This is a genomic window from Thalassotalea castellviae, from assembly GCF_031846185.1.
GTDB classification, from domain to species: domain Bacteria; phylum Pseudomonadota; class Gammaproteobacteria; order Enterobacterales; family Alteromonadaceae; genus Thalassotalea_H; species Thalassotalea_H castellviae.
Genome location: NZ_JAVRIF010000003.1, coordinates 505,671 through 517,625, shown reverse-complemented (window position 1 = coordinate 517,625; position 11,955 = coordinate 505,671). Strand labels below are relative to the sequence as shown.

Genomic DNA, 11,955 nt, shown 5'->3' with positions numbered 1-11,955 from the left:
ATCGCTAATCAACTTGTACGTGATTAGAAATCACTGACTACTTGTCAGCTAAAGGTTTCATATGCGGGAATAAAATAACATCTTTAATGGTTGGTGAATCCGTAAATAACATCACTAAGCGATCAATACCAATACCTTCACCTGCTGTAGGTGGTAAGCCATATTCTAATGCTTGAATGTAATCGCCATCGAAGTGCATTGCTTCATCATCACCAGCGTCTTTACCTTCCACTTGGTTTTGGAAGCGAGCCGCTTGATCTTCGGCATCATTTAACTCTGAAAAACCATTAGCTAATTCACGACCGCCAACGAAAAACTCAAAACGGTCAGTAATAAATGGGTTTTCATCATTACGACGAGCTAATGGTGAAACTTCCCAAGGGTATTCGGTAATAAAGGTAGGTTGATCTAAAAGATGCTCAGCTACTTCTTCAAATATTTCACAAATATATTTACCTGGCCCCCACACTTTAGCTGCATCAGTTTCTTTCACACCAACAGCTTTAGCCATCGCTTTTAATGCATCAAAGTTTTCTTCAGGGTTACGTAAAACATTTTCATCAAGATCTTGACCATATTTCAAAATGGCATCCACCATTGAAAGACGAGCAAATGGTTGACCGAAATCATAAAATTTCTCTTCAGTGATTTCACCCTCAGCATTCTTCACGGTATTACGGATCACTGACGTACCCATCACATCTTCCGCCAAAGTGCGCAGCATATCTTCAGTTAAATTCATGAGATCTTTATAATCAGCATACGCTTGGTAGAACTCAATCATAGTAAATTCTGGGTTATGACGCGTTGATAATCCTTCATTTCGGAAGTTACGGTTAATTTCGAATACTTTTTCAAAACCACCTACCACCAAACGCTTTAAGTAAAGCTCAGGGGCAATACGCATATACATTTGTATATCTAATGCATTATGAAAAGTTTCAAATGGTTTCGCCGTTGCACCGCCAGGTATAGTTTGTAACATTGGCGTTTCAACTTCCATAAAGTCACGTTCAGTTAAAAACTTACGAATACCATCGACAATTTTTGAACGAACTTTAAAGGTGTTTCGTGTATCTTCATTGATAATTAAATCAACATAGCGTTGACGATATTTTGTTTCAACGTCAGATAGCCCATGGAATTTTTCTGGCAATGGACGAAGTGATTTTGTTAATAACTCGTATTTGTCCATATTGACGTATAAATCACCTTTACCTGATTTATGCATAGTGCCCGTTACACCAATGATATCACCGATATCTAGCGTGCCCCATTTCGCTTTAATTTCTTTTTGTACCGTTTTATGAGCATACGCCTGAATACGACCTGTCATATCCTGTAAGACCAAGAAAGGACCACGTTTTGCCATAATACGACCAGCAATGCTGTACTCTGCAGTTTCAGCTTCAAGCGTTTCTTTATCTTTTTCACCGTGTGCAGCTTGTAAATCAGCTGCATAGTGTTTTCGATCAAACTTGTTTGGGTGGCCATTAGCCGGACAGTTTTCTCGAATTTGCGCTAATTTGCCACGACGTTCGGCAATCAATTTATTTTCGTCTTGGTTTGCTTGGTCAGTCATTTTCTTTCTCGGTTAAAATATCAAAACTTATTTTTGATAAGGTTAGTACTTACTATTGTTGAGTTATGTTATTTTATAGGAATTTAACTCCGCATATAAATATACGGGTAAAAATTTCTATAAGCCAGACTTTAAACTCGCTTCTAAAAATTTATCGAGGTCGCCATCTAATACGGCTTGCGTATTACGGTTTTCAACCCCAGTACGTAGATCTTTGATTCGACTGTCGTCTAATACATATGAACGTATTTGACTGCCCCAACCGATATCCGATTTACCATCTTCTAATTCTTGCTTGCCTTCATTTTGTTTCTGCATTTCCATTTCATACAACTTAGCTTTTAATAGCTTCATCGCTGTAGCACGGTTTTTATGTTGTGAACGATCCGCCTGACAAGCAACAACCGCTCCGGTGGGAATATGGGTTAAACGAATAGCAGAATCTGTTTTATTAACGTGTTGACCACCCGCACCAGATGCTCTAAACGTATCGACACGCAAATCAGCAGGATTAATGTCTATTTCGATATTGTCATCAATTTCCGGATAAATAAACGCTGAGGCAAAAGATGTATGACGACGACCACTTGAATCAAATGGTGATTTACGAACGAGTCGATGAACGCCAGTTTCCGTTCTTAACCAACCAAATGCATATTCACCGGTATACTTAATAGTACAACCTTTGATCCCCGCTACATCACCATCTGTCACTTCAATGGCTTCAGTTTTAAAGCCGTGCGCTTCTCCCCAACGAAGATACATCCGCATTAGCATTTCGGCCCAATCTTGCGCTTCAGTGCCACCCGAACCTGACTGAATATCTAAATAACAATTATTAGCGTCTTGTTCGCCAGAAAACATTCGACGAAATTCTAATTTCTCTAAACTTGCTTCTAACGTTTGAATTTCTGCTTGTGCGTCTTCAAAGGTTTCTTCATCGTTTTCTTCAACGGCGAGCTCTACAAGCCCCTCAATATCTTCACAACCTGAGTCCATTTGGTCGATAGTTTCCACAACTGCTTCTAAACCAGCACGTTCTCTGCCTAATGCTTGAGCTCGCTCAGGTTCATTCCAAATTTCAGGGGCTTCTAATTCGCGAACAACTTCAACTAAACGCTCAGATTTCTGATCGTAGTCAAAGGTACCCCCTAAGCATATCTGTACGCTCACGAATTTCTTTAATTTTATTTAAAACAGGGTTTACTTCAAGCATGCTTAATTTTCTTTTTACACCGCCAAAAACATTGGCCAATTTGAATAGTAAAATAGTCGCGCATTGTAGCTTAATTACACGGGTAAATAAACGCTTGCGTGTCGCAATTTATCAGGAAGTATTTTTCTCGAAGGGAAAGCAAAGATACTTATGCGGAAAGTGTTAAATACTCAACCATTAATTGTAACGATTGCTTGCCTCGAAATTCATTAATATCGAGTCGATAACATAAATATACTCGGCTTGCATTATGATTAGGCCATTGTTTTACGTTAATATTAAAAGCAATAGCATCAAAGACTTGTCCTTGTTTTTCCACCACCATTTTAAGATGCTTTTCACCAACGATTCTTTGTTGTATCAATGTGAATTCATCGTCAAATACCGGTTCAAGGAAATTTTGCCCCCATGGTCCCGCGTGTCTAATTTTTTCTGCAAAATCTAGCGTCATTTCAGTTAATGATAATGAACCATCTGAATAAACTTTTCCTTCAAGTAAATCATGATCTAACCATTGTTTGGCATAATCATGAAAGTGTTGCTGAAAAAGTGCAAAATTTTCTTTTAAAATGGTCAATCCAGCAGCCATGGCATGACCACCAAATTTAGCAATAAGCCCTGGATGTTGGCTATCGATATGTTCTAATAAATCTCTTATATGCAGACCCGGAATTGACCTTGCCGAACCTTTAAGTTCTAGACCATTGTCACTTTGGGCAAATACAATACTTGGGCGATGAAACTTTTCCTTTAATCTTCCTGCGACTATACCAATGACACCTTGATGCCATTGCTCATTAAACAAAGAGATAGCATATGGTAAATTTTCTTCGGTAAAGTTAAGTTGCTTCATGATAGTTTCGGCTTCATATTGCATGCCTTGCTCAATTTCACGACGTGATTTATTTAAACTATCCAACTCTGCCGCCATCACTCTTGCCGACATCAAATCAGCAGCTAATAAACAGTTAATTCCATAAGCCATATCATCTAAACGCCCTGCGGCATTAATACGTGGACCTAGCGCAAAACCAAAGTCACTGGCCATTAACCGTTGTTGATTCTTTCCTGCTATTTCAATTAACGCTTGAATACCAGGGCGAGTGTGCCCTGCTCTTATTCGTTTTAAGCCTTGCTCCACTAAAATTCGATTATTTGCGTCTAGCGAAACCACATCAGCCACGGTACCTAAAGCGACAAGATCTAATAGTTGTGCAATGTTTGGCTCAGTAATTTTAGGCTTAGACGTATTGAATTGGTTGCTACTATCATGATTGTTCACATCATTTTGTAGTGATTGATTTTCAGATAAATCAGCATCTTGAGATGACTCTGGCTGAGCGTTATTTTCGTGGGAAAAAAACCAGTTTTGTTCGCGTAAATATTTTCTCATCGCTAACATAAAATAAAACGCCACTCCAACACCTGCTAGCGCTTTACTGGGAAAGCTGCATTGGTGTTGATTAGGATTAATAATAGCATCAGCTGGAGGTAACGACTTACCTTGTAAATGATGATCAGTCACAATGACTTTTAAACCTAATGATTTAGCCTTTTCAACGCCAGCAATGCAACTAATACCACTATCCACAGTAATTAATAGTTCAGCACCTTGTTGATATGCAATATTGACGATTTCTGGCGTTAAGCCATATCCATATTCAAAACGATTTGGCACTAAAAATTGATGATTTGTATATCCAAACATCGATAACGCTGTCATCATTAAAGCAGTACTTGTTGCGCCATCAGCATCAAAATCACCAACAATAACAATCGTTTGATTCGCAACCATCGCTTGATAAAGTATTGTGCAAGCATCATGGATACCAGCTAATTGCTCAACAGAAATTAACTGGTTAGCTTTAAGGGTTAATTCATTCGACGATTGCACACCACGCGAGGCATATATTTGTTTAATAACTGGATGTAGCGATGCTGGCAAAAAGCTATCATCTACCTTTTCACGTCGCACAATCACTTTATTCATATAAACACATCTGCCTAGTTAAAGTTGAGCATTTAAGTAGCGTGTCATGCAACTAGCTTTCAGTGTTGATACTTTCAAGTATTTGTAATAAATCGGCAGGCTGGCGATAGCCCGGTAACAAAAGTCCATTAGGAAAAATAATAGCAGGAGTAGAATTCACACCCACTTGACGGCCAAAATTAAACTCGGCCTCCACTGGGCTTTCACAAATTCTTTGTGCTACAGATGACCCTAACTTAGCTTTAGTTAACGCTTCATTTGGCTGTTCATGGCACCATATAGAACGTAAATCTTTAAAACCTTGCGATAATCTACCTAACTGATCAGTCACACCTGCTCGTGGGTATGCCATATATTTAACTGTGATCCCTAACTCATTATATTGTTCAATTTGCTTATGCATTTTACGACAATAACCACAGGTAATATCTGTAAAAACAGTGATTTGATGCTTTTCATTTTTAGCGGGGTAGACAATCATGTCATCGCTAAATTGTTTTAATCCTTCAATGCGTAATTCAGCTAAGCTATCTTCAGTATGATTAATCACATCAGTACTGCCAATGCCATAAAGCTTACCTTGCACTAAAAATTGCCCGTCTTTACTAGCGTAAAATAAACCTTGTTTGGTCACTACTTCAACAAGCGCAGGAAATGGAGATGCTTTAACGGATTGAATCTCTAAGTTAATGCTAGATGCGAGTGTTTTCTTAATCTCAGCTTGTTCTTTTTCTGAAAGTGTATTATCTACTTGAGCTAAAGCATGAGTCACGCAAAACAAGCTACTGATCAAAAAAACGAAAGCGCGATATTTAAACATAGAAATTCCCAATATATATTTTAATTAATCTCTTTTACACAAGGTTTATAACAATCAATTTAAAAGAAACCAAGACACGATCAAGCAGACCGTAACAGAGGCGACAAAATTACAGGGTATTTGATAAAAAATCAATTTTTATACTGGTATTTCCGGCTTCAATCGCCCCATTAAAAATTCCTATAATTTTTTTAATCCTTGCTAGCTTGTTAATAGCTCGATCTGATAAACTGCGCGCCATTATATTTCCCAAATAACTAGCTAGGAAGAAAGCATGGAAATTGGACTTTTTTATGGCTCAACGACTTGTTATACAGAAATTGCTGCCGAAAAAATTCAGAGCCAATTTGATGATGGTGTCGTGCAATTATTTAACCTAAAAGATATACCATTAGCTGAAAGCGAGAAGTTTGATTTACTCATTTTTGGTATTTCAACGTGGGATTATGGCGAGATTCAGGAAGATTGGGAAAGCCATTGGGATGAAATAGATCATGTAGATCTTAACGGTAAAATTGTTGCGTTATACGGCATGGGCGATCAAATCGGTTACACCGAATGGTTTCAAGATGCTTTGGGAATGTTACATGACAAAGTTATCGCTCAAGGTGGATATGTTATCGGTTTATGGCCAAACCAAGGTTATGAATTTGCCGCTTCTAAAGCGTTAACAGCTGATAAAAGTCACTTTGTTGGTTTAGCTTTGGATGAAGATAACCAATATAATGACAGCGATACACGTATTAGCTCATGGTGCCAACAAATACACAATGAAATACAAGACGTATTATCCAGTTAATCAATTAAATTATAAACTTTTTAACGTGCACTATAGGTTATTGACGACTTTACCACTATAATCTGCACATCTTAATTTCGAGCCTAAAATCACTATGTTTGAGCAGTTTGACCTAGATTCAGAACTCCTAGGCGGCATAAACAATGCCGGTTATACTAAACCTACTTCCATTCAATCGCTAGTTTTACCTGCCGCGATGGCGGGGAAAGATGTGTTAGCATCTGCACCGACAGGAACAGGAAAAACTGCCGCATTTATTTTACCCGTTGCTCAGCATTTACTCGATTACCCAAGAACAAAACCGGGTTTTCCACGTGTACTAATTTTATCGCCAACTCGTGAGTTAGCGTTACAGATACATGAACAAAGTGAAAACTTAACGGCGTTAACTAAAATAAAAAGTGGCGTGATCACCGGTGGTGTTAACTATGGTAGTCACAAAGAAATTTTAAATGAAACCACCGATATTTTAATTGCTACCCCGGGTCGGTTACTTGAATACATTGAAAATGAGCAGTTTGACGCGCGTGAAATAGAAATTCTAGTGCTTGATGAAGCTGATCGCATGTTAGACATGGGTTTTGCTGAAACGATAAATCGAATTATTGCCGAAGCAAGATGGCGTAAACAAACAATGCTTTTCTCAGCCACACTCGAAGGTGCAGGCGTGGTTAAGTTTTCAAAAGAAATACTCAACGATCCGATATTTCTTGAATCGAACCCTTCACGTAAAGAAAAAGCTAAGATTCATCAATGGCTTCATTTAGCCGATGATAAAGATCATAAATTTGCCTTACTAGCTCACTTATTGAAGCAAGAAGAAATTAAACGAGCGGTGGTTTTTGCCAATAAGCGTGAAACCGTGCAATACCTTTCTGGCAAACTATACGCGGAAGACATTCCTTGTGCTTGGTTAGAAGGTAAAATGGCACAAGATAAGAGAAATAAAGCAGTTGAACGTTTACGCAATGCACAGATAAATGTATTAGTTGCCACGGATGTAGCAGCACGAGGCTTAGATATTGATGACATCACCCATGTGATTAATTTTGATATGCCTAGAAAAGCCGATATTTATGTACATCGTATTGGTCGAACCGGTCGAGCGGGTAATAAAGGCACGGCAATTTCATTAGTAGAAGCACATGATATGGCGGTTGTGGCTAAAATTGAACGTTATATAGGCGATAAATTGCCTCGTAGAGTGATAGAAGATTTACGGCCTAAATATAAAGAAGCAAAAGTTGCATTAAAGAAACCGAAAGTCAAAAAATCAAAAGCACAAATGAAAGCTAAAGCGAAAAAACAAGCCAAACGATCCGCGAAAAGATGATCATAAACAAGTAATATTGAACATCTGCTCAATATTACTTGCTTAGTCCATTAATTTCGGTGAAAATATCATCTGTTGAAATTGTATACTATTATTTATAGTAATCAGTAAAAACATATACGCTAATATCCAGATATTTTGCCGTTATTAAGGAAAGCAACCAAAGTGTCAAATCGATTAATCAACCAACAAATTAAACAACAAGCGCGAACTTGGGTGCGTTGTTTAAATCGTGGATTAACCGACTCTGAAAAACCACAACTAATTGCATGGCTTAATCAAAACCCTCTTCACCATCAAGCACTATATAAAGCGACATCTGTTTTCGATAACATCAAAGAATTAAATGAGCTAAATGGTGTATTTCCTTTAGAGAAAAATGACCGTTTAAGTGGTTTAAGTGCTAAAAGTTTATTTTTAATAATGCTTTTATTATCTCTAATGGCGATTTTACTCGGTCAGTCAATATCAACAATTTCAGTATTTCCCGCTGAAAATCAAATGATGAATTATCAGACTCGCATTGGTGAACAACATGAGTTTTTATTACCTGATGGTAGTAAAGTCACATTAAATACTCATTCTAAAATCACGGTAAATTACAATAAGAACCATCGCAATATACACTTGTTGTATGGTGAAGCTCTTTTTGACGTTGCCAAAGATAAAACTCGACCTTTTACCGTCAATACCGGTAATAAATCGTTCACGGCGCTCGGTACAGTGTTTAATATTCAAAAAAATAATGAACTCGATATGGAGCTCTATGTCAGCGAAGGACAAGTGCTAGTTAGTAATCAATTACCGAGCAAAAAACTTGCTTCTTTGATAGAAACAGAACGTGCAAAACATGATTCCAGTATGATCATCACAGACGGCGAAAAAACGGTGATTGAAAATAAACAACAACAAGCAACGTTCTCATTATCACAAGCCCAAGCGGAACAAGAATTATCTTGGCAACAAGGCATGTTAATATTTTCAGGTGAAACTCTAAAAGAAGCACTCAGTGAAGTTAGTCGTTATAACAAGATTCAATTTGAGATTGCCAACGACGATGTTAGCAAAATAAAAATAGCGGGTTATTTTAAAGCTGGTGATATCAATGGCTTACTAGAATCGCTGGCAAATAACTTCAATATTAAATATAAATTTAATGCCACAAATTCAATTCAATTAAGTAAAGCAGAGAATCCTTCTTAATCACTTCTGCTTAATCTTAAAAAAGTCTATACTGCCAATATATCAAACATTTAAATCACCAAATAGGTAACTTTTTCGCTTGATGTTATTTTGGCAGCCGTATGTTTCAGGTATTAAACAATACTTTAACACCATGAAAACATTCTTATTCAGTAAGAAAAGTAAAATTGCTAGCATCGCAATATTATGGCTTTGTATTAGCAATAACAGCTTCGCCGAAAAGCTGTTTCTGTTTGATATTCAACAGCAACCTGCGGATCAAGCATTAATAACCTTTGCAAAAAAAACCGATAAAACGATTATTTTTTCGTATGAATTAACTAGAAACTATCAAACTAATACACTTAAGGGCTATTACAGTTTTACTCAAGCACTACGAAAATTATTAAGAAATTCAGGGTTAACCTCTGTGATTAAAAATAATCAATTGCAGATAATCGAAGACAGCTCGTTTATAAATTTACAATCCGAAAGTAATAATATCTCACCATTACCGTCTAAGACACCTTCACTGCAAAGAACAAGAACACATCAACAACAAGAGCACATTGAAAAAATAGCGATTGTTGGTAGTAGAAATATCGCAAGAAGCCTTCAAGAGTTACCGGTCCCCGTAGATATTCTCTCCCAGCAAAATTTAAAGAACACCGGTGAATTTGAAGTTGGTAAAATGCTGCAAAGTATTGCGCCTTCATTCAATTTTGCCAGTTCTTCGATAAGCGACGGCACAGATGTATTAAAACCTGCAACATTAAGAGGATTAGGACCTGATCAAACCTTGATTTTAGTAAATGGTAAACGCCGACATCATGCAAGCTTACTTCATATCAATACTTCCGTAGGCCGAGGCACTGCAGGAGCTGACTTAAATACCATCCCTTTGTCTGCCATAAAACGTATAGAAATACTACGTGATGGCGCTGCGGCTCAATATGGCTCAGACGCCATTGCAGGTGTCATTAATATCGTATTAAAAGATTCAGCGAACACTGGCAGTTTTCACTCAACTATTGGTCAATATCAGCAAGGTGACGGTAATACCTTTGATGTAAGTATAAATAAAGGCTTTACACTCAATGAACATGGATTTTTTAATACAAGTTTGAGTTATCTTACACATCAAGCAACCGACCGCTCTGGGTTACATGGTAGTTGTCAGTATCAAGATTGTTTAAAGCTTGAAAATGGCGACTATCTTGCCACTGATGAAAAAGAAAAAACAGCCAATAGAAATACCTTTAAAATTGGCGATCCTGCGTATCAGCAATTAAGTTTAGCTTATAACGCTAATTACCCAATCAAGACTGGTGAATTATATAGTTTCGCTTTATATTCTAAACGAAGAAATAATTCTGCTGCTTTTTTCCGTCACAGTGCCAATGAGTTAGCAAATCCTATTTTGCAAGATAATATAGCCGTTAGACCTAATGGCTATTTACCTTATATTCATTCAGATATTACTGACGCGTCCTTTAATTTAGGGTTTAAAACAGATCTTAGTAATGATACAGCGATAGATATTTCATTCACACAGGGTGAAAATACGATCGATTATCGCACTAAAAACTCGCTGAATGCTTCATATGTTAACCTGCTGAATTCACGAGGGTTGTTGAGCCCAGAACAAATTAGAAGTCAACTACCAGAATCGGCAGATGCATATTCGTTATCTTTATCACTACAGACCTTAAATATTGATGTAAGGCGTATTTATGAGTACTTTTCTCTCGCCATAGGTGCTGAAATAAGAAAAGATAAGTATCAAGTCAGTCCTGGAGAGAAATATAGTTATTTTGATTATGATAGTCATGGCGATAGTGCCTATTTTGACCATAATGCTTTAGGCGGAATTCAAGGTTTTCCTGGTATTTCAACAAATTCATCTGTTCACGAGTCTAGACAAGTAAGCTCTTTATATTTAGAGCTAAACAGTGAATTAATTGAAAATATCACGTTTGATGGTGCCTTAAGGTATGATAATTATAATGACTTTGGCGATACCTCGAATATTAAACTTGCTACTCATTGGCGTCTCAATGAATTAATCACCTTACGCAGTTCTATCAGTACTGGGTTTAGAGCCCCTTCTATGCAGCAACTTTATTTTAATAATATCAGTACCCAATTTATTGTTGATGATGACGAGCACTTTACCGCAGAACAAATAGGTACCTTTAGAAACGATAGTCCGCTCGCATCCCTGATTGGTGTACCACAATTAACAGAAGAAAAATCAACAAACTTTACCTTTGGAAGTGTGTTTAATTTTACCGATAAATTCAACGTCACGCTTGATTATTATGCGATTGATATTGATGACCGCATCGTTATCAGTAATAAATTAGGAGTTGGACTGTCGACAGAATTAACAGAATTATTACAGCAAAACCACGTCGATAAAGCGCAGGTTTTCCTTAACGGGGTCAATACAGAAACGAGAGGTTTAGATGTCATTGCTAGTTGGAAAACACCTTTATTCAATGGTAATTTTGACTTAACATTTGCCGGAAATATAACCGACACGGATGTCAGTAAACGCTATGTGCCAAACTCAACTGTATTGAATGCGCTGTCAATTGAGCAAGTTTTTTCAGAACAAGATATTTCGATTATAGAAGAATGGCAGCCCAAGAATAGAATGAGTGTCAATGCAACTTATCTATTAAATAATTGGTCAGTGAATTTTAATGTTAACCGTTACGGAAAATACACCATAACGGATGGCGGCAAACAAACCTACGGCGCTGAAATATTGACCGACATACAAGTAAAACACCAATTTAATCGACAAATATCTTGGTATGTGGGAGTAAACAACCTCTTCAATGTCACTCCCGATAAAAATACCATCGCAAATTCACATGCGGGCACTATAGTAGACGAACAAGGCAATGAAATAGTCAGCAGCCCTGGCGTATTTAAATATTCTCGCCGCTCTACACCCTTTGGTTTTAATGGTAGTTACTTGTACTTAGGGTTAAATTACTATTTTGAATAACCAAAATGAGTGAG

General features: G+C 37.3%; 9 protein-coding genes. 4 read left to right on the top strand and 5 right to left on the bottom strand.

Going from position 1 to position 11,955, the window contains the following annotated elements; translation table 11 throughout:
- Positions 1 to 37 precede the first annotated feature (37 nt).
- From lysS to RM573_RS08605, 5 genes are all read right to left on the bottom strand, one after another.
- Positions 38 to 1,582 (bottom strand): lysine--tRNA ligase, encoded by a 1,545-nt coding sequence (lysS, locus tag RM573_RS08625; protein ID WP_311580232.1) that lies wholly within the window; start codon positions 1,580 to 1,582, stop codon positions 38 to 40.
- A gap of 117 nt (positions 1,583 to 1,699) precedes the next feature.
- Positions 1,700 to 2,798, bottom strand: a protein-coding gene (gene prfB / locus RM573_RS08620; RefSeq protein WP_311580229.1) for a peptide chain release factor 2 whose coding sequence is annotated in 2 segments (ribosomal slippage) — positions 1,700 to 2,722 and positions 2,724 to 2,798 — 1,098 coding nt in all. Because the reading frame shifts where the segments join, the coding sequence is not laid out codon by codon here.
- A 148-nt stretch (positions 2,799 to 2,946) separates the two neighbouring features.
- Complete coding sequence (gene recJ / locus RM573_RS08615) at positions 2,947 to 4,788, bottom strand: single-stranded-DNA-specific exonuclease RecJ (protein ID WP_311580226.1); 1,842 nt, start codon at positions 4,786 to 4,788, stop codon at positions 2,947 to 2,949.
- A gap of 52 nt (positions 4,789 to 4,840) precedes the next feature.
- Positions 4,841 to 5,608, bottom strand: a complete 768-nt coding sequence (gene dsbC / locus RM573_RS08610; protein WP_311580221.1) for a bifunctional protein-disulfide isomerase/oxidoreductase DsbC — start codon at positions 5,606 to 5,608, stop codon at positions 4,841 to 4,843.
- A 109-nt stretch (positions 5,609 to 5,717) separates the two neighbouring features.
- Positions 5,718 to 5,849 (bottom strand): hypothetical protein, encoded by a 132-nt coding sequence (locus RM573_RS08605; RefSeq protein WP_311580218.1) that lies wholly within the window; start codon positions 5,847 to 5,849, stop codon positions 5,718 to 5,720.
- 33 nt (positions 5,850 to 5,882) lie between these two features.
- Between RM573_RS08605 and fldB the strand changes: the two genes are divergently transcribed.
- From fldB to RM573_RS08585, 4 genes are all read left to right on the top strand, one after another.
- Positions 5,883 to 6,407 (top strand): flavodoxin FldB, encoded by a 525-nt coding sequence (fldB, locus tag RM573_RS08600; protein ID WP_311580215.1) that lies wholly within the window; start codon positions 5,883 to 5,885, stop codon positions 6,405 to 6,407.
- A 94-nt stretch (positions 6,408 to 6,501) separates the two neighbouring features.
- Positions 6,502 to 7,740: an ATP-dependent RNA helicase SrmB gene (srmB, locus tag RM573_RS08595; RefSeq protein WP_311580212.1), complete on the top strand. Its 1,239-nt coding sequence runs from the start codon at positions 6,502 to 6,504 to the stop codon at positions 7,738 to 7,740.
- Between the two features lie 165 nt (positions 7,741 to 7,905).
- Positions 7,906 to 8,943 carry a FecR family protein gene (locus RM573_RS08590; protein ID WP_311580208.1) on the top strand — a complete coding sequence of 346 codons (1,038 nt, stop codon included), beginning with the start codon at positions 7,906 to 7,908 and terminating at the stop codon, positions 8,941 to 8,943.
- Between the two features lie 82 nt (positions 8,944 to 9,025).
- On the top strand, positions 9,026 to 11,941 hold the full coding sequence (locus RM573_RS08585) for a TonB-dependent receptor domain-containing protein (protein ID WP_311580205.1): 2,916 nt from the start codon (positions 9,026 to 9,028) through the stop codon (positions 11,939 to 11,941).
- The last annotated feature ends 14 nt before the right edge of the window (positions 11,942 to 11,955 follow it).